The organism is Streptomyces chisholmiae, assembly GCF_031845445.1.
In the GTDB taxonomy this organism is placed as follows: domain Bacteria; phylum Actinomycetota; class Actinomycetes; order Streptomycetales; family Streptomycetaceae; genus Streptomyces; species Streptomyces chisholmiae.
In genome coordinates this window covers 211,206-231,383 of the sequence record NZ_JAVREO010000005.1, presented here as the reverse complement: position 1 = coordinate 231,383, position 20,178 = coordinate 211,206, and the positions used below count along the sequence as shown (strand labels likewise).

At 75.0% G+C, this 20,178-nt stretch carries 21 protein-coding genes and 1 other RNA gene; 13 read left to right on the top strand and 9 right to left on the bottom strand.

Features of this window, described 5'->3' with window-relative positions:
• Nucleotides 1-242: 242 nt before the first annotated feature.
• Together RM844_RS10625 and RM844_RS10620 are read left to right on the top strand one after the other, a co-directional pair.
• On the top strand, nucleotides 243-1,115 hold the full coding sequence (locus tag RM844_RS10625) for a class I SAM-dependent methyltransferase (protein ID WP_311666782.1): 873 nt from the start codon (nucleotides 243-245) through the stop codon (nucleotides 1,113-1,115).
• Nucleotides 1,102-2,181 (top strand): prenyltransferase/squalene oxidase repeat-containing protein, encoded by a 1,080-nt coding sequence (locus RM844_RS10620; protein WP_311666781.1) that lies wholly within the window; start codon nucleotides 1,102-1,104, stop codon nucleotides 2,179-2,181. Before RM844_RS10625 ends, RM844_RS10620 begins: the two co-directional genes overlap by 14 nt.
• Before the next feature lie 42 nt (nucleotides 2,182-2,223).
• Here the strand turns inward: RM844_RS10620 and RM844_RS10615 are convergent, their stop codons facing one another.
• From RM844_RS10615 to RM844_RS10605, 3 genes are all read right to left on the bottom strand, one after another.
• A complete protein-coding gene (locus tag RM844_RS10615) occupies nucleotides 2,224-2,994 on the bottom strand; it encodes a DUF5336 domain-containing protein (protein WP_311666780.1) in 771 nt (256 codons plus the stop codon).
• 163 nt (nucleotides 2,995-3,157) lie between these two features.
• Complete coding sequence (locus RM844_RS10610) at nucleotides 3,158-3,760, bottom strand: class I SAM-dependent methyltransferase (RefSeq protein WP_311666948.1); 603 nt, start codon at nucleotides 3,758-3,760, stop codon at nucleotides 3,158-3,160.
• A 162-nt stretch (nucleotides 3,761-3,922) separates the two neighbouring features.
• Nucleotides 3,923-5,266 (bottom strand): hypothetical protein, encoded by a 1,344-nt coding sequence (locus RM844_RS10605; protein WP_311666779.1) that lies wholly within the window; start codon nucleotides 5,264-5,266, stop codon nucleotides 3,923-3,925.
• A gap of 388 nt (nucleotides 5,267-5,654) precedes the next feature.
• On the opposite strand from RM844_RS10605, the gene RM844_RS10600 reads away from it, so the two are divergent.
• The 3 genes from RM844_RS10600 to RM844_RS10590 are packed head-to-tail and all read left to right on the top strand — an operon-like array spanning nucleotide 5,655 to nucleotide 8,483.
• Nucleotides 5,655-6,500 (top strand): Nif3-like dinuclear metal center hexameric protein, encoded by an 846-nt coding sequence (locus RM844_RS10600; protein WP_311666778.1) that lies wholly within the window; start codon nucleotides 5,655-5,657, stop codon nucleotides 6,498-6,500.
• Nucleotides 6,497-7,240, top strand: coding sequence for a zinc ribbon domain-containing protein (locus tag RM844_RS10595; RefSeq protein ID WP_311666947.1), 744 nt, complete (start codon nucleotides 6,497-6,499; stop codon nucleotides 7,238-7,240). The genes RM844_RS10600 and RM844_RS10595 overlap by 4 nt, the downstream gene beginning before the upstream one ends.
• A gap of 7 nt (nucleotides 7,241-7,247) precedes the next feature.
• Nucleotides 7,248-8,483 carry a bifunctional RNase H/acid phosphatase gene (locus RM844_RS10590; protein ID WP_311666777.1) on the top strand — a complete coding sequence of 412 codons (1,236 nt, stop codon included), beginning with the start codon at nucleotides 7,248-7,250 and terminating at the stop codon, nucleotides 8,481-8,483.
• 82 nt (nucleotides 8,484-8,565) lie between these two features.
• Here the strand turns inward: RM844_RS10590 and yaaA are convergent, their stop codons facing one another.
• The gene (gene yaaA, locus RM844_RS10585) at nucleotides 8,566-9,351 is read right to left on the bottom strand and encodes a peroxide stress protein YaaA (RefSeq protein ID WP_311666776.1); all 786 of its coding nucleotides are present in this window, start codon (nucleotides 9,349-9,351) and stop codon (nucleotides 8,566-8,568) included.
• A gap of 96 nt (nucleotides 9,352-9,447) precedes the next feature.
• On the opposite strand from yaaA, the gene rnpB reads away from it, so the two are divergent.
• Together rnpB and RM844_RS10575 are read left to right on the top strand one after the other, a co-directional pair.
• An RNA gene (gene rnpB / locus RM844_RS10580) (RNase P RNA component class A) lies at nucleotides 9,448-9,862 on the top strand.
• A 419-nt stretch (nucleotides 9,863-10,281) separates the two neighbouring features.
• On the top strand, nucleotides 10,282-10,791 hold the full coding sequence (locus tag RM844_RS10575) for an NUDIX hydrolase (RefSeq protein ID WP_311666775.1): 510 nt from the start codon (nucleotides 10,282-10,284) through the stop codon (nucleotides 10,789-10,791).
• Nucleotides 10,792-10,974: 183 nt separating this feature from the next.
• Here the strand turns inward: RM844_RS10575 and RM844_RS10570 are convergent, their stop codons facing one another.
• Entirely contained in the window at nucleotides 10,975-11,433 is a 459-nt protein-coding gene (locus RM844_RS10570; RefSeq protein WP_311666774.1) for a hypothetical protein, read from the bottom strand.
• A gap of 814 nt (nucleotides 11,434-12,247) precedes the next feature.
• Between RM844_RS10570 and RM844_RS10565 the strand changes: the two genes are divergently transcribed.
• Genes RM844_RS10565 through RM844_RS10555 form a run of 3 tightly spaced genes read left to right on the top strand, consistent with a single transcriptional unit; the run spans nucleotide 12,248 to nucleotide 14,906 of the window.
• The gene (locus RM844_RS10565) at nucleotides 12,248-13,558 is read left to right on the top strand and encodes a DUF7224 domain-containing protein (RefSeq protein WP_311666773.1); all 1,311 of its coding nucleotides are present in this window, start codon (nucleotides 12,248-12,250) and stop codon (nucleotides 13,556-13,558) included.
• Nucleotides 13,558-14,157 carry a hypothetical protein gene (locus RM844_RS10560; protein ID WP_311666772.1) on the top strand — a complete coding sequence of 200 codons (600 nt, stop codon included), beginning with the start codon at nucleotides 13,558-13,560 and terminating at the stop codon, nucleotides 14,155-14,157. Before RM844_RS10565 ends, RM844_RS10560 begins: the two co-directional genes overlap by 1 nt.
• Before the next feature lie 14 nt (nucleotides 14,158-14,171).
• On the top strand, nucleotides 14,172-14,906 hold the full coding sequence (locus RM844_RS10555; RefSeq protein WP_311666771.1) for an ABC transporter ATP-binding protein: 735 nt from the start codon (nucleotides 14,172-14,174) through the stop codon (nucleotides 14,904-14,906).
• A 70-nt stretch (nucleotides 14,907-14,976) separates the two neighbouring features.
• On the opposite strand, the gene RM844_RS10550 is transcribed toward RM844_RS10555, so the two are convergent.
• Both RM844_RS10550 and RM844_RS10545 read right to left on the bottom strand, forming a co-directional pair.
• Nucleotides 14,977-15,192: a hypothetical protein gene (locus tag RM844_RS10550; RefSeq protein WP_311666770.1), complete on the bottom strand. Its 216-nt coding sequence runs from the start codon at nucleotides 15,190-15,192 to the stop codon at nucleotides 14,977-14,979.
• Between the two features lie 273 nt (nucleotides 15,193-15,465).
• Nucleotides 15,466-16,128, bottom strand: a complete 663-nt coding sequence (locus tag RM844_RS10545; protein WP_311666769.1) for a TetR/AcrR family transcriptional regulator — start codon at nucleotides 16,126-16,128, stop codon at nucleotides 15,466-15,468.
• Between the two features lie 63 nt (nucleotides 16,129-16,191).
• Here RM844_RS10545 and RM844_RS10540 point away from each other — a divergent pair, with 63 nt between their 5' ends.
• A complete protein-coding gene (locus tag RM844_RS10540) occupies nucleotides 16,192-16,815 on the top strand; it encodes a class I SAM-dependent methyltransferase (RefSeq protein WP_311666768.1) in 624 nt (207 codons plus the stop codon).
• Nucleotides 16,816-17,510: 695 nt separating this feature from the next.
• Here RM844_RS10540 and RM844_RS10535 read toward each other — a convergent pair.
• Nucleotides 17,511-17,957 (bottom strand): hypothetical protein, encoded by a 447-nt coding sequence (locus tag RM844_RS10535; protein WP_311666767.1) that lies wholly within the window; start codon nucleotides 17,955-17,957, stop codon nucleotides 17,511-17,513.
• 189 nt (nucleotides 17,958-18,146) lie between these two features.
• On the opposite strand from RM844_RS10535, the gene RM844_RS10530 reads away from it, so the two are divergent.
• On the top strand, nucleotides 18,147-18,659 hold the full coding sequence (locus RM844_RS10530) for a SigE family RNA polymerase sigma factor (RefSeq protein ID WP_311666766.1): 513 nt from the start codon (nucleotides 18,147-18,149) through the stop codon (nucleotides 18,657-18,659).
• Nucleotides 18,656-19,009 (top strand): hypothetical protein, encoded by a 354-nt coding sequence (locus tag RM844_RS10525; protein ID WP_394814477.1) that lies wholly within the window; start codon nucleotides 18,656-18,658, stop codon nucleotides 19,007-19,009. Before RM844_RS10530 ends, RM844_RS10525 begins: the two co-directional genes overlap by 4 nt.
• 17 nt (nucleotides 19,010-19,026) lie before the next feature.
• Here RM844_RS10525 and RM844_RS10520 read toward each other — a convergent pair whose 3' ends face one another.
• Nucleotides 19,027-19,839 carry a hypothetical protein gene (locus tag RM844_RS10520; protein ID WP_311666765.1) on the bottom strand — a complete coding sequence of 271 codons (813 nt, stop codon included), beginning with the start codon at nucleotides 19,837-19,839 and terminating at the stop codon, nucleotides 19,027-19,029.
• Nucleotides 19,840-20,178 lie beyond the last annotated feature (339 nt).

Genomic DNA, 20,178 nt, shown 5'->3' with positions numbered 1-20,178 from the left:
TCCGCGCCGTCCCGCAACTCAGCGCCACGCACCGTCCGTTGACCACCCGCGCCCGCCGCCCCGCCAGCCCGACGGGGCCAACCCCCGCCGCCGACCGCTGCGTTCCTCCCGCCCGACCACCCAGTTCCTCCCACCCGACCACCCAGTTCCTCCCGCCCGACCGCTCCCTCAACGCCCCCCAGCGACCGACCGCCCCGGGCCGCCCCGTGCCGTGCCGACCGACCACAGAAAGGGCTGACCACGTGCTGACCGTGGACTTCTCCCGCTTCCCGCTCGCCCCCGGCGACCGCGTCCTGGACCTGGGCTGCGGCGCCGGCCGGCACGCCTTCGAGTGCTACCGACGCGGCGCCCGGGTGGTGGCGTTGGACCGCGACGGCGCCGAAGTGCGCGAGGTCGCCGGCTGGTTGGCCGCGATGCGGGAGGCGGGCGAAGCCCCGGCCGGCGCCTCGGCCATCGCCGTCGAGGGCGACGCGCTGGCGCTGCCGTTCCCCGACGACAGCTTCGACGCGCTGATCGTCTCCGAGGTGATGGAGCACATCCCCGACGACAAGGGCCTGTTGGCCGAGGCGGTCCGGGTGCTGCGGCCGGGCGGCCGGATCGCCGTGACCGTGCCCAGGTACGGGCCCGAGCGGGTCTGCTGGGCGCTGAGCGACGCCTACCACGAGGTCGAGGGTGGGCACATCCGGATCTACCGCGCCGACCAACTCCTGGCCCGGCTCCGCGAGTCCGGCCTGCGGCCGTACGGCACCCACCACGCGCACGCGCTGCACGCGCCCTACTGGTGGCTCAAGTGCGCGGTGGGGGTGGACAAGGACCGCGCGTTGCCGGTGCGCGCCTACCACAGGCTGCTGGTCTGGGACCTGATGAAGAAGCCGCTGGCCACCCGGGTCGCCGAACGCGCCCTCAACCCGGTGCTCGGCAAGAGCTTCGTGGCCTACGCCACCAAGCCGCACGTCACCAAGCCGCACGTCACCAAAGCGCACGTTGCCAAGCCGCACGTCGCCAAGCCGCACGCCGCGCCATCGCCCGCGACCGAGCCGCCCGCCGCCAAGTCCCCCACCCACGGCACCGGTTCGCCGGTCGCCGGCGGCGAGGTGGACCGTGGCGGGCGCTGAGGAGACCGGCCGGCTGGTGCTGCCCGGGGTGCTCACCGCCGCCCAGGCCGAGGCGACCGCCGGCTGGATCGCCGGCCAACAGCGCGCCGACGGCGCCATACCCTGGTCCACCGGCCAGCACCTCGACCCCTGGGACCACGTCGAGGCGGCCATGGCGCTGGACACCGCGGGCGAACACCGGCGCGCCGCCGCCGCCTACGACTGGCTGGCCGAGCACCAGAACCCGGACGGCTCCTGGTACGCCGGCTATGCCGACGGCGACCCGACCCGACCCAGCGACCTCGGCCGGGAGAGCAACTTCTGCGCCTACCCGGCGGTCGGCGTGCTGCACCACTACCTCGCCACCGGCGACGACGCGTTCCGCCGCCGGCTGTGGCCCACGGTGCGGGCCGCCGTCGACTTCGTGCTCCGACTCCAGCGAGACGGCGGCCAGTTGGGCTGGCGGCAGGAGGCCGACGGGCGGGCCGTGCCGGACGCGCTGCTGACCGGCTCCGCCTCCGGCTACCAGGCGCTGCGCTGCGCCCTGGCACTGGCCGAACTCGCCGGCGAGGCGCAGCCCGACTGGGAGATCGCCGCCGGTCGGCTCGGCCACGCGGTCCGCCGCCACCCGGAGCTGTTCCTCGACAAGTCCCGCTACTCGATGGACTGGTACTACCCGGTGCTGGCCGGCGCGGTGCGCGGGCAGGCCGCCAGCGAGCGACTGGACCGGCACTGGGCGGAGTTCGTGGTGCCCGGGCTCGGCGTGCGCTGCGTCCGGGAGAACCCCTGGGTGACCGGCGGCGAGAGCGCCGAACTCGCCCTGGCCCTCTGGTCGGTGGGGCGGGAACGGGAGGCGGTCGAGATCCTCCGCGCCATCGGCCGGCTGCGCACCGCCGACGGCCGGTACTGGACCGGGTACGTCTACCCGGACGACGCGTTCTGGCCGGTCGAGCAGACCACCTGGACCGCCGGCGCGGTGCTGCTGGCCGTCGCCGCGCTCACCGGGGACCCGCCGACCACCGCCGTCTTCGGCGGCGCCCGCCTGCCCCGCGGCCTGGACCGCGACTGCCGCGACTGCCCCCGCTGACCTCGACCGCGAACTCCCGCGCCGTCACGCGGACAGATCGGCTCAGCCGCGCTGGATGCCCGAGGTGTCCTGCAGCACGCCGCGCCGCCCGTCCTGGGTCTGCGCCACCAGGGTCTGGCCCCGCTGCTCGACCGCCAGGTACCAGGTGCCGGGGGCCAGCTCGGCCACCGGGGTCGGCGAGCCGTCCTCGCCGTACAGCGGCCTGGCGGCCGGCACGGCGAACCAGAACGGCTGGAAGTTCGGGTCGGCGGCGGCCTGCGCGGGCGCCGGCTGCTGGAACCCGCCCGGCTGCGGCTGCTGCTGCTGGGCCGGGTAGCCGTAGCCCGGCTGCTGCTGCACGCCACCGTAGGGCTGACCGGGCTGACCGGGCTGGCCCGGCTGCGCGGGGGAGGAGGTGGTCAGCGGCGCCTGGAGCGCCGGCACCATCGGGGTGGCGGCGGCGAAGCCGGCCAGCGCCAGCGCCGCGATGAAGCCCAGGATCAGGCCGACCCCGGCGTCGGTGCCCTCGAACCCGCCGACCAGCGACCAGAACCCGGCCCAGGCGGAGGTCACCGAGAGCGCGATGCCCCACTGGTTGAGCTTGAGCCCCAGGATCACCTTGTCGGGCTGCGGCAGGAAGCGCGCCCCTACGATCAGGCCCGCGCCGATGATCCCGGCCAGGAAGACCGAGGGCAGGACCGGGAACAGGTCGGCGGACCAGCCGGACCAGTCGAAGCCTGGCGCCGAACGGGCTTCGAGGAACGAGGAGATGAAGAGCAGGACCGCTGCTCCGATCACTCCAGCGTCGCCTCGGGAGAGCGAGCGGTTGTTCACGTCAGATCCTTAGTCGTTCTCGTCGTCATGGTCGGTCGTCGGGGCCAGCCCATCGTACGGATGAACCGCGCGGCGGATGCGCGGGAGGGGTTGACTGTTTCCCAGGCGACACGCTTGTGATGCTGTTGTGACCTCGTCGACGGAGGCGGGCCGCCCCCCGCCGTCAGTGGCCGGCGCCGACCCGTCTGAGCACGCGCAGCGAACGCGTCCGGCCCGCCTCGACGAAGGCGCCGCTGGCCAGCGCGCGCGACCAGACACGGTAGGGCGCCTGCCCGCCGTCCGCCGGGTCGGGGAACACGTCGTGGATCACCAGCAGCCCGCCCACGGCCAGCGCCGGCGCCCAACTCGCGTAGTCCGCGCCGGCGTGCGCGTCGGTGTGCCCGCCGTCCACGAAGACCAGCCCGAACCGGCCCCCGCCGTTCCCGCCGAAGGCCGCCGCCACCACCGGCGAGGCGCCCACCACGGCGACCACGTGCTCCTCCAGGCCGGCCGCGGCCAGCGTCCGGCGCAGGAACGGCAGCGTGTCCATCCGGCCCGGCTGCTCGGGATCGGCCAACTCCGGGTCCGCGTACTCCTGGCCCGGCTGCTGCTCCTCGCTGCCCCGGTGGTGGTCCACCGTGACGGCGACCGTGCCGGCGGCCCGCGCCGCGTCCGCCAGCAGCAGCGTGGACCGGCCGCAGTAGCTGCCGATCTCCAGCAGCGGCAGGCCGAGCCCGGCCGCCTCGACGGCCGCCGCGTACAGCGCCAGGCCCTCGTCCAGCGGCATGAAGCCCCTCGCCGCCTCGAAGGCGGCACGTACCTCCGGCGCGGGGGCGATGCCGCCCTCGTCCTCCGCCACGCGTCCCCCCTGTACCACTGGTGCCCGTCCGCGCCCATGCTGCCCTATCCGCCCGGCCGGCCCGCAAGGGGGGCCGGCGCGCCGCCGGGCTCAGCGGGAGCCGGCCAACGGGGCCTGCTGGAGCGGCACCGGCTTGGCCACGCCCGTCGCCTCGCCGCCGCCCCCTGGCGGCTCGGCCGGCCCGGCCGCCTCGATCCGGGGCGGTGGCACCCCGGCGTCCGCCGCCGACACCCCGGCCGGCAGGTCAGCCGGCAGCTCCCCCAGCCCGGCCAGGTCCGCGGCCAGGCCGGCCGGCTCGGCCGCCGGCGCCCAGGGCCCGGGCTCCGCCGGCGTGCCCGGCGGCAGCGACTCGTTGCCGGCCGCCGGCTCGTGCCGCGGCGCCGCCTCCCCGGCCGGCGCGGGGAACGCCGCCGGCTCGGCCGCCGCCGACCGCCCCGCGCCCGGCGGCGGTACCGGCACCGGCAGCCGCGCCACCCCGCACGGCGACTGCGCCGTGACGAACGGCAACAGCAGGTCCCCGTCCACCGTGAACCGGCCCACCCCGGGCAACCAGCCGGCCGGCGCCGCCAGATGCAGCAACTCCCGCTGCTGCGGCCGCCACACCGCCACCCACTCCGCCTCGGCCGTCGCCAACCACAGCGCCACCGCGCAGTGCTCCGGCATCAGCACCTGCCCCGGCTGCACCGCGAACGGCGTCACCCGCACCCCCCGGGGCCGCAGGCTCTCCGGGAACCGCACCGGCCGGTGGCTGCCCAGCACCCCCCAGCCGATCCGGTCGCTGCCCGGCGCGTCCGACCGCACCAGCAGCAGCCCGCTGTCGTAGTCGGCCAGCAGCAGCCGATCGTCGCTGTCCTCCGCGATCCGCAGCAACTCGGCCGGCTCACCGCCGTGTTCCACGTCCACCGTCACCGCCCGGGTGCGGCCAGCGGCGTCCGTCCGGTTCAGCGCCAACAGCCGCCCGGTGCCGTCCAGCCAGGCGCCGCCCGAACAGGCACCGGCCAGCACCGTCACCAACTCCGGGCCGAACGCGCCCCCGCACACCAGCCACAGCGCCGTCCCCGACGCCTCGCCCGCCTGCGGCGCCAGCGCGTAGACCCGGGTCCCGTCCGGCGCCGGCGGGAGCAGCGTCAACCGCTCGCACTCCACCGCGCCCAACGCCAACTCCCCGGTGTCGGGACCCGACGGGTACAGCAGCGAGAAGTGGTAACGGCCCTCCGTGCGGCGGCCGATCAACACCCGCCCGTCGGCCAGCGGCAGCACCGGACTGTCCGGCTCCTCCGGCTGGTCGGCCGGCAACAACACCGCGTAGGGCTCCGGGCCCTGGAGCGTCCACCGCTCCGGACACCAGCCACCCTGACCCCGCGCGACCAGTCGGGCCGCGTAGGAGCCGTCGGCCGCGATGGCCAACGGCGGCTGTGGCACTCCACCCGTCATCCGTCGTGCACCTCCAACAGGGGCGATCCGAACCGCGGCGCCGGACCGCCCGCCCGCCCCACCGGGCGCCGGGCGCAACGCCACGCGAATCAACGACAGTAGGGCCGAACCGGCCGCCCGCGCTGGCCCCCCGGCCGGTCGGCCCCGTCGGATGCCGGCGCCAACCGCCCCACCAGCCCATTCCCCGATCACGCGCACGGGTGGCCGCCGTCCACTCAGACTGACGCCGCCCCCGGGCCGCGCCAGGCCGGCCGACCCCGCCCCTGGGCCCCCGCCGAGCCCGCCCACCGAGCCCCCGCCGACCCCGCCCGCCGGGCCCCGGCCGAGCCCGCCCGGCCATCCCCGAGGAGACGGTCTCCCGTCGCCGCGGGACAGGTAGCCTGGGCCCGTGCCCGTACTCTCCGATGTGATCACCGCGCTCGACGGCTTGTGGCCCCGCGCCTGGGCCGAGCAGTGGGACGCCGTCGGCCTGGTCTGCGGCGACCCGGAAGCCGAGGTCACCCGGGTGCTGTTCGCCGTCGACCCGGTGCGGGAGGTCGCCGAGCAGGCCGTCGCCACCGGCGCCCAACTCCTGGTCACCCACCACCCCCTCTACCTGCGCGGCACCACCACGGTCGCCGCCGACGGCTTCAAGGGCCGGGTGGTGCACACACTGATCAAACACGGCGTCGCGCTGCACGTCGCGCACACCAACGCCGACCGCGCCGACCCCGGCGTCTCCGACGCCCTCGCCGGCGCCCTCGGCCTGCGGGTCACCGGCCCCCTGGTGCCCGCCCCCGACGACCCCACCGGCCGGCGCGGCCTCGGCCGGCTGGTCGAGCTGGACGCCCCGACGCCGCTGGGCGCCCTCGCCGAACTGGCCGCCGCCCGGCTGCCGCACACCGCGCAGGGTCTCCGAATCGCCGGCGACCAGGACCGCGAGATCCGCACCCTCGCCGTCTGCGGCGGCTCGGGCGACAGCCTCTTCGACCAGGTCCGCGCGGCCGGCGTCGACGCCTTCCTCACCGCCGACCTGCGCCACCACCCGGCCTCCGAGGCCCGCGAACACTCCCCGTTGGCGCTGCTCGACGCCGCGCACTGGGCCACCGAGTGGCCCTGGTGCCAGCAGGCCGCGGCCCAACTCGACGCCGTGTCCGAGCAACACGGCTGGGGCCTGCGCACCGAGGTCTCGCGCCTGGTGACGGACCCCTGGACCGTCCAACTCCCTTCGTCCACCTCAGGAGCCCCGAACTGAACGCCGCGCCCGCCGACCAGCTCCGTCTGCTCGACGTCCAGGCCCTGGACGTCCGCCTGACGCAGCTCGCCCACCGCCGCGAGAACCTCCCCGAGCACGCGGAGATCCGCAGCGTCGAGACCCAACTCGTCCACCAGCGCGACCTGTTGGTCGCCGCCCAGACCGAGGAGAGCGACACCGCGCGGGAGCAGACCAAGGCCGAGTCGGACGTCGACCAGGTCCGCCAGCGGGCCGCCCGCGACCAGCAGCGCCTGGACTCCGGACAGGTCAGCAACCCGAAGGACCTGGAGTCGCTGCAGAGCGAGATCGCCTCGCTGGCCAGACGCCAGGACGACCTGGAGACCGTGGTCCTGGAGATCATGGAACGCCACGAGAGCGCCCAGGCCCGCGCCAAGGAGCTGGCCGCCGGCCTGGAGGAGACCCAGAGCCGGGCCGCCGAGGTGACCGCCCGCCGCGACGCGGCGCTCACCGAGATCGACGCCGAGGCCGCCACCGTCCGCGCCGAGCGGGCCACCGCCGTCGAGGCCGTCCCGGCCGACCTGCTCAAGCTCTACGAGAAGCTCCGCGAGCAGCAGGGCGGCATCGGCGCCGCCCGGCTCTACCAGCGCCGCTGCGAGGGCTGCCGGCTGGAGCTGAACATCACCGAGCTGAACGAGGTGCGGGCCGCCGCTCCCGACACCGTGGTGCGCTGCGAGAACTGCCGCCGCATCCTGGTCCGCACCCCGGAATCGGGGCTGTGAGCCGGCGATGACACGCGAGTTGCTGGTCGAGGCCGACGGCGGCTCCCGGGGCAACCCGGGGCCCGCCGGCTACGGGGCCGTGGTCAAGGACGCCGTCAGCGGCCGGGTGCTGGCCGAGACGGCCGCCTACATCGGCCGGGCGACCAACAACGTCGCCGAGTACCGCGGCCTGATCGCCGGCCTGCGCGCCGCGCACGCGCTGGCGCCGACCGCCGCGGTGCGGGTGCGGATGGACTCCAAGCTGGTCGTCGAGCAGATGTCGGGGCGCTGGAAGATCAAGCACCCCGACATGCGGCCGCTGGCCCTGGAGGCCAAGCAGATCTACCCGGCCGGCGCGGTCCGCTTCGAGTGGATCCCCCGGGAGCGCAACAAGCACGCCGACCGGCTCGCCAACGAGGCGATGGACGCCGGCCGGCGCGGCGAGGAGTGGCGGCCCGGCGGGCCGGCCACCAGCGCCGAGGCCACCGCCACGCCCCCGCCGCTGCCGCCGCCCGTTCCCGGCATCCCCCGGACCGCGCAGGAGCCGGCCCGGGAGCCCGGCCACCAGCCGACTCCCGCCGGCCGTGCCGCCCAGGAGCCGGCCGCCGCCCGCGGCTGGGGCCCGGGCACCGGCACCCCGACCACGCTCCTGCTGCTGCGGCACGGCGAGACCGCGCTCACCGCGCGCAAGCGCTTCTCCGGCAGCGGCGGCCAGGACCCCGAGCTGACCGAGGTCGGCCGCGCGCAGGCGGCCTCGGCCGCCGCCGCGCTGGCCAGCGTCGGCGTGGGCGCCGTGGTCAGCTCGCCGCTGCGCCGCTGCCGGCAGACCGCCGAGGCGGTGGCCACCCGCCTCAACCTGGACGTCCGGGTCGAGGACGGGCTGCGGGAGACCGACTTCGGCGCCTGGGAGGGCCTCACCTTCGAGGAGATCGGGCAGCGCCACCCGGAGGAGCTGCGCGCCTGGCTGGAGTCGGCCGAGGCCCGGCCGGGCGGCGACGGCGAGAGCTTCGCCACGGTGGCCCGCCGGGTCGCCGTGGCCAGGGACAAGACCCTGGCCCGCTTCCCCGGCCGCACCGTGCTGGTGGTGACGCACGTCACCCCGGTCAAGACCCTGGTGCGGCTGGCGCTGGGCGCCCCACCCGCCGCCATGTTCCGCATGGAGCTGTCGCCGGCGGCCGTCTGCGAGATCGGCTACTACCCGGACGGCAACGCCACCGTGCGCCGCTTCAACGACACGGCGCACCTCGGCCGGCCGACGGGCTGAGCCGGCCGACCGACGGGTCGGGCCGGCGGTGTCGGGGCGCATGCCTCGGTCAGGCCTTGGGCCCCGTCGGGCGGCGGCCGGCTCACACCTCGGTGACCACCACGTCCAGCCGGTTCGGGGCCGCCGCGTCGCACTCCACCCGGTAGCCCAGGTCGCGCAGCGCCCCGGCCACCTGGCCGGCCCGGCGTGGCAACGGCCCGGCCGCCAACAGGTCCCGCACCAGCCGGCCCTTGGTCGCCTTGTTGAAGTGGCTGACCACGCTCCGCTTCGGCCGCCCGTCGACCACCCGCTCCTGGAGCACCCGCACCGTCAACGTCCGCTCGGCCAGCGCGCCGGCCGGCCGCCACAGCGCCGCGTAGGCGCTGGACCGCAGGTCCAACACCGGCCCCTCGCCGGCCACTTCGGGCAGCACCTCGGCCAGCGGGGCCCGCCAGTGACCGGCCAGCGCGCCAAGCCCGGGCAGCCGCACCCCGGCCGAACAGCGGTAGGCAGGGATACGGTCGCCGATCCGCAGCGCGCCCCACAGCCCGGAGAAGATCAACAACGCCTTCCCGGCCCGCCGTTTGGCGGCGGGGCTCAGCGTCGCCAGATCCAGCGCGTCGTAGAGCACCCCGGTGTACACCGCGCCGGCCGGCGCGGTCGGCGCCTCCCGCAACGCGGCGTTCCGCGCCACCTCGGGCGCCTGCCCCTCGCTCAGGCCCAGCACCTCCCTGGCCTTCCCCGGGTCGCCGGCGCACAGCGCCACCAGCTCGTCCAGCACCCGCGCCCTGGCCTCGGTCAACCCCGGCAGCGACAGCGACTCCCACGCCAGCGGGCGGCCTCTGGACCCACCGGCCTTGCCCTCCGAGGGCGGCAACAGCACCAACATGCCCAGCAGGGTACGTCCTGGCCCGAACCACCCGACGCCGGGCGGCCGGATGGCCGGCCGCCCGGACGCCGCGGGGTACAGTGGGCACACGGCGGACGAGCCGGCCGGGCGGTCGCGTTGGGTGCTCTCACGAGCCCCACCGAGGAACGTCCGGGCTCCACAGGGCAGGGTGGTAGGTAACGCCTACCTGGGGTGACCCACGGGACAGTGCCACAGAAAACAGACCGCCGGGGCCGCGCGAGCGGGACCCGGTAAGGGTGAAACGGTGGTGTAAGAGACCACCAGCGCCCAGGGTGACCTGGGCGGCTCGGTAAACCCCACCCGGAGCAAGGTCAAGAAGGGGGCGACCTCGGACGCCCCCGCGTGAACGCCTGAGGGCTGCCCGCCCGAGTTCACGGGTAGACCGCTGGAGGGTGGTGGCGACACCACTCCTAGATGGATGACCGCCACCCCGGCCGGCGCCCCGCGCCGCCCGGGACCACAGAACCCGGCGTACAGGCCGACTCGTCCGCCGCTCCTCCCCGCCGGGGGCGGCTCGGATGGCAGGGCAGGGGCCGGCCCGACCCGAGGTCGGGCGTGGCGGTTCGCGTGCGGTGGCCGGTTGGCGAGGGTGCGGATCGTGGGCGGCTTGTCATTCTCCGGGCCGTCCCCGAAGGTGAGAGCACCGGAGTCTCCTGCACGGGGAACCGGGGAAGCCGCGTCCCGTTTCACGAACACGGTGGCCGTGCGCCCGTTCTGTCACCCCACGTCGGCTTGGCGCGACCGAGGAGTCCGCTCGTCGAGTCGCAGCGGCCCGCTGGACGCCCGACGCCCGATGGCCGTCCCGGAGGTGCCGGGGCGGGGTGTGGTGTACCCGTTCAGCAGCGGGGGGCGCGGTCGACATCGTGCACGTCAGCAGCCGCCGCCGGCGGCCGACGGAGGGATACGGCCATGGACGCCAGGGCGCACGCGGAGATCGATCCGGCGCTTCCGCCGCGCCGTCGCAGCGGCAACCTCGTGCTGGTGCAGGACGCGAGGGGCGATGTGCTGCTGGTGCGGCCCACCTATCGGAGGGGACGTTGGCAGCTTCCCGGTGGGGGTGCCGACGCCGACGAACCCCCACACGAGGCGGCCCAGCGCGAGTTGCTGGAGGAGACCGGGCTGACCGTCCCCGTCACGGGCGTGGTCGCCCTGGACTACGTGCCCGCCAGAGACGGCCAAGCCGAGGGGTACAACACGGTCTTCACCATCGGGCGGCGGTTGACCGCCTCGGAGGCCGCCGCGGTGGCCATACCCGAGGCGGCGCGGGCCGAGTTGGACGCGTTGCGTTTCGTGCGGCCGGAACGGTTGGACGACTACGGCACCCCGCAGCAGGTCCGGCGCATCCGTTCGTCGCTGTCGGCCGTCGAGGAGGGGCGGGTGCTGCCGATCCTCGTACTCGGCGCTCGCGTCGCGACCTAGCGCCCCTCCGGCCGATGTGGCGATCGCGTGCGGTGGGGCGGCGCCCCTCGCCACGAACGAGGCCCGGCGGGCGGTCGCCCGTGGCAAGTTGTCTCGCGGACCACCGGCCGGGCGGCTCGCGTCCTGGCCGTGCACCGCCACCCCGCGCCGACTCTCCCGCCGGATTCGGGCACAGTGCGTGCGTTAGTAGTCGTCCGACACGTACCGGGCGCAGGAACCGAGGATCCAGGTGGGAAGGTCCAGCGATTCTGTTCGGGCGATGCACCGGATGAGCAGGTGCTGCTGGTGCAGCAGGGAGTCCGCTTCGGGGTGGCCGGACCAGCCGGGGGGCGGGGCACCGTGGCCGATCTGCTCCAGGGTGAACTCGCTCATCGTTCCGGGCCGGAGCGCCGCGAGTTCCTCGGGGTGTGCGCGTTGGAGGGCGGTCAGCCGTGCGGCGATCTCCTCGACGGGCTCGTGGCCGGTGAACAGCGCTTCCACGACGTTCCGGAACAGGGCGTTGGACACTCCCGAGAACGCCTCGCCGGCCGCCTCGATCTCGTGCTGGACCTCCCCGACCTGCTTGCCGTGGAGAAAGATCCCTTCCAAGGCGCGCCGCGCGGCCAGGACCTCGGGGCCGATCACGCTGTGGGGATCGCTCATGCCGTCTCCTCGTCTGTCCGGGGCTCTGGGAGCCACGAACTCCCCCTCACGCCGGAGGAGTTCGACCAGCTGGTCGGGTGCCGACGCGACCGTTCCCAGGATGTCCCACGCCACCCGGGACAGACAGGGTTTCGAGGGAAGTCGGGGTGCGGGCGCGGTTCCTCCGTACGCGGGTCCGATACCCCTTCCACGTCGCGGCGTTGCAGGACCTGCGCCGACTGCACCTCGGGCACGACCGGTGCGCCCGCCGCCGTGATCTGGCCGTGCCGTAGCCGTGGCGAGCGGCCTCACCCGCCGGGCTTCGGCAGGGGAGCGGGGTGGTTGTTCGGTTGTACGGGGGTTGTTTTCCCGCGCCGGGGGGCGGACCGTCCGGGAGGTCGTGTCAGGGGCGGCGCGTGGGTGGTCGTGCGCGAGCATCGGTCGCGACCGGGGCACGCGGCGACGTGGGAGGGTGCGGGCGGGGATCGGCCGTCCCGAGGTGTCGTGGCACCGTGCGGTGCAGGGGGATCCGTCGGCGGAGTTGGTGTGCTTCGACGATATGGACCCCTGCCCCTGGGGTGCCGTGTCGGCGGGGCACGCAGCCAGAGCCGGGCTGCGGGTGAGGTAGCATGCGCTCTCTGTGATGTTCTGGCCATGGCGTGCCGTCGAGGTGTCGATGCGGTGAGGGGAGTTGGGTCTTCCCGTAGAGGGAAGACCCGTGCTTGACACCCGCCCGTGGCCCCGTGGTCTCGTCCGCGCGTGCTGTCCTTCCGGGCTTGGTGTCGTGGCGTGCGACGCCGTGCTCGGTCCGTCCGCTTCTTCTGACCGGGTTCTGATGAGATTTCGTACGTGGTTGCGCGCGTCCGCCGCGCTGTGGCTGGGGCCGTTGGCGTTGGCGTTGATCGTGCTCTACTTCTACGGCAGTTACCTCGCGGACTACCGCCCGGGCGATCCGCGTCTTGGCTATGCGCCGCGCACTGTCTCGTCCGTGTTGCTGAGTGTCTATCCGCTGGTCTATGCCGTGGCGGCGGCGCTCGGCGGGTGGGAGAGCGGGCGGTTGCGGCGGGACGGGGTCTGGGCGTTGGGTCCGGCGCGGTGGCGGGCCGTGGTCGTGGCGCGGACGTTGGTTCCGGTGTGGTTGCTGTCCGCCTTGATGATCGGTCTTGCCGTTACTCTCGCGTTGGTGCGGGAGGGGCAGACGCCGACCGTGGCGAGCCTGGTGTTGCCGGGAATGGCGTGGGTGATCGCCGTCGCGCACTCGCTCATCGGGTTCGCGGCCGGACTGCTGCTGCCTCGGGTGGTGGTGGCGCCGGTGCTGGCGTTGGCGGTCTTCTACGCGGTGGCGGCGGCCTGGTCCTACGAGCCGTTCTGGCTGCGGCACCTATCGGGCCAGTATCCGGGGGAGTTGGGCTTCGGTGAGCTCCCGACGCCGGCTTCCGTGCTGGCGCCGGTGCTGTTCGTCGGCGCGCTCGCGGTCGGGGCCACCCTGGTGGCCACGCCGTTCTGGCGGCCGGCGTGGCGGGTGGTGGGCGCGGCGGCCGGCAGTGTGGTGATGCTGGCTGGCACGGTCGGGGCGTACGCGATGGTGCGGGACTGGGGGCATACGCCGCCGACCTCGGGCGGCCATGTGCCGGTGCGCTGCGCCGGAGACGAACTGCCGGTGTGCATGCCGGCGGCGACGGCTGATGATCTGCCGGCCGTCCGCGCGGACATCGACGAGACCCTGCGGCTGCTGGCGGACGCTGGGGTGCCGGTCGAGCCGCCGGCGCGGGTGGAGGACCGGCTGACAGCCGACGGCCAGCGCCCCGACGGCACCTGGCGGTTGTCGCTGACCAGTCTGCACGCGGCCGACACCACCCGGCTGGCCGTGGTCGACGCGCTGTTGGTCTTCCCCTGCGAGGAACCGGAGCCGACCACGGCTCGTACCGTGATGTGGTGGGCCGCCGGGGTGGCGGGCTCGGCCGAAGCGTACGCGGAGCGGCAGCGCGAGGAGTTGTCGAGCCACCGGGACGGCGCCCGGCTGCTCGACGAGATCGCCGAACAGGCGTCGGCTGTTGGCCAGTTGACCCCGGACGGGCAGGCCGCCTGGTATCGGGACGCGCTGGTGGCCGCCTGCGCCGCCGGTGAGCGATCGGGTACGGCCTGATGTGGTGGTGGGTCAGGGCCCGGCGGACGTTCTCCGTGCTGCTGCTGGCGCTGGGCGTCTTCACGGGGGCGGTACTGCTGTTGGGGGATGCCACGGTCGAGCTGCCGTCGATCCTGAGCGGGTCGGCCAACCCGGTGCTCTTCGTGCTGATGGCACCGGTGCCGGTCTGCGCCGCGCTCGAACTCAGCCTCGGGTCGCGGCTGGTGGAGGCGGAGGACACCGCGGTGCGTCGGGTGCGCGCTTGGGACGCTGGCCTGGTCCTCGGCGTCTGCGCGGCGGCCCTGGCCGCTGGCGGGGCGGTGCACCTGCTGACGGGGAACGCGTACGCGGTGGCCGCTGGCCGCAACGTCGTCTTCCTCACCGGACTGCTGCTGTGCGTGCGGGTGTTCGTGGGGCAGCCGGCGGTGGCCGCGCCGGTGCTCTGGGTCTTCGCCGTGATCTTCGCCGGCTTCTCCCGTGGCGGCCACTCCGGGTTCTGGACGGTGCTGCCCAGGCCCAGCGGCGACGCTCCGGCCGCCCTCGCCGCCGTGCTCGCGCTCGCCCTCGGCCTCCTCCTGCATGTCACGGTCCGCCGCTCCGTCACCCCGTCCACCACCTGAGGAACCGGCACGTCATGACGCTCGAACTACACGCCTGCACCTACGCCTATCGGCCCTGGACCCGCCCGGTGCTCGACGGCCTCGACTACCGGCTGCCACCGGGGGTGACCGTCCTGCTCGGCCCGAACGGAGCGGGCAAGTCCACGCTGCTGCGGTTGGCCGCCGGCGTGACCCGCCCGCGCGGCGGCAGCGTCACCCTCGACGGCACGCCCTCCGGGGCCCGCGCCTACCGGCGGGCCGTCGCCTGGATGCCGCAGCAGGTCACGGCCATGACCGCGTTGACCGCCCGCGAACAGGTCGCCTACACCGGGTGGTTGAAGGGCATGAACCGGGCCGACGCCTGGGCCGCCGCAGCGACCGCCCTGGTCAGGGTCGACCTCGCGGGCCAGGCCGACACCCGGGCACGACGGCTCTCCGGCGGCCAACTCCGCCGGGTCGGCGTCGCCGCCGCCCTCGTCCACGGCGCGCGCGTGCTGCTCCTCGACGAGCCGACGGCGGGCATGGACCCCCGCCAGCGCCGGGTCTTCCGCGACGTCCTGGCGACCCTGGCCAACGAGGTGACGGTGCTGCTCTCCACCCACGACGTGGCCGACCTCGCCGAGGAGTCTGACCAGGTCACCGTCCTGGAGACCGGACGTGTCCGCTACACCGGCAGCACCGAGGGCTTTCTCGCCCACGCCCCGGCCGACGTGGCCCCCGGCCGCCGGGCCGAGGCGGCGTACACCGCGCTGAGCGAGTCCACGGCCTGAAGTCCCGGCCGCACGGGCGGATCCCGGTGACGGGCGGGTCAGGGCCGTTTCGTGTCACAGGCGCGAGCGTCTAGAGCCATTCGAAGCTGAGGACGATGGCCAGGGCTCCCAGGGCGGTGCAGCGTCGCTGATGGCCGCGCCGGTGCCGGAAGCGGATCGCCAGGAGGAACACGAGGAGGGCGACGCCGACCATGCCGGCGGCGACCAGCGGTGAGTAGACGATCGCGGCGAAGGTGAGGGCCGGCGGCCACAGTGCCACTGTCACCCGGGAGTCGCGGAGAATCATGCGCAGGGTGACCGGATAGGTCCGTCCCGGCTGCCTGACAGGTAGTCGAGCGGAATGTGTCGACCGGTCAGGCAGTGCGCGGGGTCGATGGGCCGCCGGCCCGTTCCCAACGCGGCACCCCCCGTGTCCGAGTCACCCGTGCCGCGGCGCTCGTTGGCCGTTCGTGCCCATTCTGTGGCCAGTTGCCACCGAGTGTGAAGGGGGTGTGTCGTAGAGGGGTGCGGGCGTGCTCGCTCGTCCGTCGTTCGGCAACGGGCCGCGAGGCCGCCGGCGTTACGGGTCGGGGGTGCAGAGTTGGGTGGTCAGGGTGGTGCGGGCCCAGGCTTCCCAGGTGTCGGGGGACCAGCCGCGGTCGCGGACGAGGACCAGGTACAGCTCCGGGCTGAGCAGCCCGTACAGCAGGTCGGCCGCCCGGGTGGTGTCGATGTCGGGGCGGACGTCCGGCTTGCCGGTCAGGGCCTGTGCCGCGGCGTGTTGGACGGTGTAGCGGGGGTCGGGGTCGGTGGGCCACTCGGCGGCGATCTCCGGGTCGGTGGCGGCGGCGGCCGCGATCAGCGGCATGATCGGGGCCACTCGGCCGAGGATGTCGCGCACCCCCCTTACGTGGGCCCGGAGTTGACCGGCGGCGGTGGGCTCGGCGCACGCCGTCCGGAACCAGTCGCGGTCCATCGTGGCCACCGGCTCGGCGTCGCCCGCGATGGACGTGTCGACGACGTCCTTGAACAGCGCGCGCTTGTTGCGGAAGACGAAGTACACGGTCTGGACGGCCACGCCGGCCCGGTCCGCGACCTCCTGGAGGCTGGTCGCCCCGTACCCCCGCGCCACGAACAGGTCCCGTGCCGCCGTGACGATCCTCTCGCGGGTGCGCCGGGCGCGTTCGGCCCGTTTGTCGGGGCGTTTGGCGTGCTGTCCGGCGGAACCCTTGACCTCGTCCATGTCGGGAGTCTATCTCTAGAGTCAGTCACTAGAGACGGACTCTAGTTTCTTGGAGGGGTGGCGATGAGTGAGCCCAGGACGGCCGTGGAACTGGACCAGGAGGCGGCCGTGCGCCGTGAGTTGGAGGACTACTACCGGGCGGGTCGGCCGCCGTGGGACAGCGGCGTCACGCCGCCCGAGCTGGTGGCCATGGTGGCCGGGCCCGACGGGCTGCCGCCGGGCCGGGCGCTCGAACTCGGCTGCGGCACCGGCACCAACGCGGTGTACCTGGCCCGGCACGGCTGGCGGGTGGCGGCCGTCGACCTGGTCGACCGCGCGGTCCGGCAGGCGAGGGAGAAGGCCGCCGCGGCCGGCGTGGACGTCACGGTGCTGTGCGGGGACGCCACCCGGCTCGACGAGGTGGGCGTGCCCGGCCCCTACGAGCTGTTCTTCGACCTGAGCTGCTACTGCGGGATCCCGCCGCACCGCCGCGACGCGTACGCCGCCGGTCTCACCAGGCGGGCCGCCCCCGGCGCGACGCTGCTGATGTTCGGGTACGGCCCGGAGGCGTTCGACGACCCGATCTCCGGCGTCACCGCCGACGAACTCGAGGCGCGGTTCGCCGGTTGGCGGCTGGTCGACGTCACGCCGGGAACGAACCCGGTCCCGACGTTCTGGTTCACCCTGCGCCGCGCCGCCATGGCGTGAACCAGGCCGGCCCGGCGGCGGGGCCGGGACCGGTCCCGGCCGGTTCTGGTGGACTGGGTCCTCGATCAGGAGGGGGGCAGCATGGCTCTGTTCCGGCGGAAGCGGCGCGTCGCGCCGGCCACGCGGTCCGGGGGGTCCACGCGGTCCGGTGGGTCGCCCGGTCGGCCCGCGGCTCGGGCCGGACACCGGCCGTGGCTCGACCACGGGCTGACCGACGGCGACACGGTGGCCTGTGGCCGTTGTGCGGCGGCGCTCGACGTCAGGCTCCAGTCCCCGTCGTCCGTGACGGTCTCCCACGGCGGCGCACTGATCGGTATCGCTCTGATCTGCACCGAGTGCGGCCGATTGCTGTGCGTGGAGTGCGCGCACGAGGCCGCCGACAATCCCTATCTGCCGAAGTGTGATCGCTGCCCCGGGGGGATCACGATCCCGATGTCGCGCTGAGCCGGCGCCGCCCGCCGTCTCCGCGCGGCGACGGCCCGGCAGTCGCCCGGGGGCCGTCAGGGGATTCGGAGCGTCCGCGGTCCGGAGCGGGGGATCGTGGCCGGTGCCACCCGCGCCCACCGGGCCGCGGCCGCCCCGCCGCCCGCCGCCACACCACGAGCCCCGCGTCAGGGGCCGGGCGGCGGGCCGGCCCCTGACGCGACGTGCCCGGTCGGCGGGTCAGCCCACCGCCTTGCCCCGCTCGGCGCCGCTCAGTCCCAAACGGGGGCCGGGACGGCGATCTCCTCGACCGGGACCGGCACCGAGACCTCCTCGGCGGGGGCCGGAACCGGGGTCGGGACCGAGACCTCCTCGGCCGGCTCCGGGACGGCGACCTCCTCGACAGGGACCGGCACCGAGACCTCCTCGGCGGGGGCCGGAACCGGGGTCGGGACCGAGACCTCCTCGGCCGGCTCCGGGACGGCGACCTCCTCAACAGGCACCGGCACCGAGACCTCTTCGGCCGGCACCGGGGTCGGGACCTCCACGGGGACGGGGGTGGAGATCTCCTCGACGGGCACGGGGGTCGAGACCTCCCCCTGCTGGCCGGTGTTGGCGGCGGTGGCCACGCCGGCCGTGCCCGCCGCGGCCAGGACGGTTCCGGCGGCGAGGCTGTACATCCGGCGGCGGCCCAGCGAGATCCTGCGGTGTTTCGACAACGGTCTTCCCCTGTCACAGTGCACGGGCCCGCCGATCGGTGGGCCCTCGTGTGAGTGGAGTACGGAAGCCGCCGCGCGTCGGTTGCACGGCGCGGTGAACGAGAATGTCCCGCCGGGCGATGCAACCCAACAGCGCCGCCCCACGTATGTCTCAAGGCGGGGTGGTGCGCGAAGGGAAGGTCGGCGAGAGTGAGAGAAGCGATCCGGGAGCGGGAGTTCCGGGAGTTCGCCGAGGCGCGGCAGGCGCAACTCCGACGCAGCGCCTACCTGCTGTGCGGGGACTGGCACCAGGCCCAGGACCTGACCCAGACGGCCCTGATGAAGCTCTACGCGGCCTGGGGCCGGGTCAGACGGGACGGCAACGTGGAGGCCTACGCGCGCACCATCCTCACCCGCACCTTCATCGACCAACGGCGCAAGGGCGGCTGGCGCGAGGAGCCGGTCGGTGAGCCACCCGATCTGCCGTCCACCGTGCCGGCCACTCCGGAGTTGCGACTGATGATGCAGGAGGCCCTGTTGGAGCTGCCGCCCCGCTACCGTGCGGTGCTGGTGCTGCGGTTCTGGGAGGACTGGACGGTGGAACAGACCGCGCGGGCGCTGCGGGTGAGCCCGGGCACGGTCAAGAGCCAGAGCGCCCGCGGGCTCGCCCGGCTGCGCGAGGTCGTCGAGAACCTGGCCGACGAGGGGGTGGGGCAGCGGTGAGAACATCCATGGAGGACCACGAGGGGGAAGACGCCCTGCACGCCGCCTTCCAGGCGGTCCTCACGGCCCGGCCGGAGCCTCCGCTGCCCAGCCTCGCCGACGCGGCCGTCGCCGGCGGCCGCCGCATCCGCCGCCGTCGGGCGGCGCTCGCCGCGGCCGGGGCGGTCGCGGTCTCGGCGGTCCTCGTGCTCGTCGGCCCGCCCTGGACGCCGGCCGACCCCGCGCCGCCGACCATGCCGGCCGACACCGTGCACCCGACCCCGCCCGAGCCGGAGGTGGTGGAGGTGCCCGTCCCGGTCGAACCGTTCGAAGAACCGGAGCACGCCGAGCCGGATCCGGTCGAAGAGTGACCGCCCCCGGGGCGCGGTCACTCGCCGCGTGCTTCGATTTCCCGCAGACGAGTGATCAACGGCAGCAGCGTTGACCTGCTCTCCGCCGACAACGCGCCCACCTCGGCGGTGATCGCCCGGGTCTCCGCGTCCGACAGCGCGTCCAGCAGCCCGGGTTCGGCCGCGACCTCCGCCAGCAGGCGTCGGCGCTCCGCGTCCGGCCCGCCTGGCGGCGGGGCGGCGGCCGGCCCGTGCCCGTCCGGGTCGGGCAGCAGGCGCAGCCCGCGCAGGACGCGGCGGAGGGTGTCCGGGTCGGCCCGCTCGTCGGCCGGCTCCCGGAGCCGGACCTCTCGGACGCCGTGCGGCCCGGGCAGCGCGGCCAACGCCGGCCCGGGCGCCCCCCGTTCCGGCCCGGCGGCGTCCGGGGCGGCCTCCTTGCCGACGCGGGCACCGGCGTCGGCATCGACGTCGGCAAGGAGGCCGGCTTCGGTGGCGGTGGCGGTGGCGGTGCCGGCGCGGGTGGCGGTGCCGAGGCCGAGGCCGGCGTCGAGGCCGGTTTCGGTGGCGGCGTCCGGGGCGTCGTTCGCCAGGTAGTCGACCGGCAGGGCGAAGTAGTCGGCCAGCGCGCGGAGCTGGTGCGGCGCCGGGGCGGTGGCCCGGCCGGTGGCCAGCTCCCGCAGGTGGGCCCCCGAGATCCGCACCCCGGTGGCCTCCGCGACACGCCCGGCGAGCGCCTCGTAGGAGGGCGGGCGCTGCCCGGGCGCCGTGCCCGCGTCCCGCGCCCAGCGCAACTTCTCCGCCAACGTGCGCGGCTTCGCAGCGGTCCCGTCGGTGGATGCCCACAGGGACATCTCCACCACCTTCCCTCGCTTTCGGGCGGTTTGTGCTGGGGAAAACCTAGGGGGTCGGCGGGCGGTGGCGGAGCAGGCGGGGATTCGGCGATGCCATCGACCGTTCCCCGATCCGGGTCGTCGCCCCGGCCGGGTCGCGGCCGGCGCCGGGTCGGCAGCAGGCCAGAATGAGGCCATGGCGATATGCAAGAAGTGCGGTGGGCGGAAACGCCGTTGGCCCCGATCGTGCCCCCAGTGCCGGACCAAGATCGACCGCGAGGAGGTGGCCACGACCGGCGCCGACATGGCGGTCGCCGGCGGCGCGTTCGAGTGGATCGGCCGAGCCATCACGGCCGCGGT

Excerpts from the sequence above, each read along its gene's own strand:
- RM844_RS10610 (WP_311666948.1), bottom strand. The coding sequence starts at position 3,760 with ATGCCGCTGGACGAGGGCCTGGCGCTGTACGCGGCGGCCGTCGAGGCG.
- RM844_RS10605 (WP_311666779.1), bottom strand. The coding sequence starts at position 5,266 with ATGACGGGTGGAGTGCCACAGCCGCCGTTGGCCATCGCGGCCGACGGC.
- RM844_RS10590 (WP_311666777.1), top strand. The coding sequence starts at position 7,248 with ATGACACGCGAGTTGCTGGTCGAGGCCGACGGCGGCTCCCGGGGCAAC.
- yaaA (WP_311666776.1), bottom strand. The coding sequence starts at position 9,351 with ATGTTGGTGCTGTTGCCGCCCTCGGAGGGCAAGGCCGGTGGGTCCAGA.
- RM844_RS10575 (WP_311666775.1), top strand. The coding sequence starts at position 10,282 with ATGGACGCCAGGGCGCACGCGGAGATCGATCCGGCGCTTCCGCCGCGC.
- RM844_RS10570 (WP_311666774.1), bottom strand. The coding sequence starts at position 11,433 with ATGAGCGATCCCCACAGCGTGATCGGCCCCGAGGTCCTGGCCGCGCGG.
- RM844_RS10565 (WP_311666773.1), top strand. The coding sequence starts at position 12,248 with ATGAGATTTCGTACGTGGTTGCGCGCGTCCGCCGCGCTGTGGCTGGGG.
- RM844_RS10560 (WP_311666772.1), top strand. The coding sequence starts at position 13,558 with ATGTGGTGGTGGGTCAGGGCCCGGCGGACGTTCTCCGTGCTGCTGCTG.
- RM844_RS10555 (WP_311666771.1), top strand. The coding sequence starts at position 14,172 with ATGACGCTCGAACTACACGCCTGCACCTACGCCTATCGGCCCTGGACC.
- RM844_RS10550 (WP_311666770.1), bottom strand. The coding sequence starts at position 15,192 with ATGATTCTCCGCGACTCCCGGGTGACAGTGGCACTGTGGCCGCCGGCC.
- RM844_RS10545 (WP_311666769.1), bottom strand. The coding sequence starts at position 16,128 with ATGGACGAGGTCAAGGGTTCCGCCGGACAGCACGCCAAACGCCCCGAC.
- RM844_RS10540 (WP_311666768.1), top strand. The coding sequence starts at position 16,192 with ATGAGTGAGCCCAGGACGGCCGTGGAACTGGACCAGGAGGCGGCCGTG.
- RM844_RS10520 (WP_311666765.1), bottom strand. The coding sequence starts at position 19,839 with ATGTCCCTGTGGGCATCCACCGACGGGACCGCTGCGAAGCCGCGCACG.